The sequence below is a fragment of the Bartonella capreoli genome (genome assembly GCF_902813205.1).
Taxonomy (GTDB): Bacteria; Pseudomonadota; Alphaproteobacteria; order Rhizobiales; family Rhizobiaceae; genus Bartonella; species Bartonella schoenbuchensis.
The window spans coordinates 1-396 of the sequence record NZ_CADDZX010000358.1; the positions used below are offsets into that span (position 1 = coordinate 1).

1 protein-coding gene is annotated in these 396 nt (G+C 37.1%); it reads left to right on the forward strand.

What is annotated here, in order from left to right; genetic code table 11:
• Window positions 1–50 precede the first annotated feature (50 nt).
• Window positions 51–396 (forward strand): AsmA family protein (locus J7R05_RS08785; protein ID WP_208541922.1); only part of this gene is annotated, 346 nt, incomplete at its 3' end.

Below are 396 nucleotides of genomic sequence, written 5' to 3' on the forward strand. Positions count from 1 at the left end.
TTTAAGTGTGTTTTTATTCTGTTATAGGGTGATATGTATAGATGGATGTTGTGCGCATCAGAATAATAAAATTTATGAGCGGAATTTTTATTTCAATTATCTTTTTATTTGGAGTGGTGATTCTCGTTTTACCTTATCTTATCTCTACAGATGCGATTCGTATACGTTTAGCGCAGGATTTGAGTGCATGGACCGGTTACAATGTGCAATTGCGTGATCCACCGCGGTTACATCTTTTTCCTTATCCTAAAGCATTTCTTTCTGGCGTTACTTTAACATCAAAAATGGATGATGTTGCGCCATTAATGGAAGCTGAATCAATAGAAGTTGATCTTTCTGTCGTCGATCTTCTTTGGGGACATGTTTCTTTTTCAGAGACGCGGATTATGCGTACTC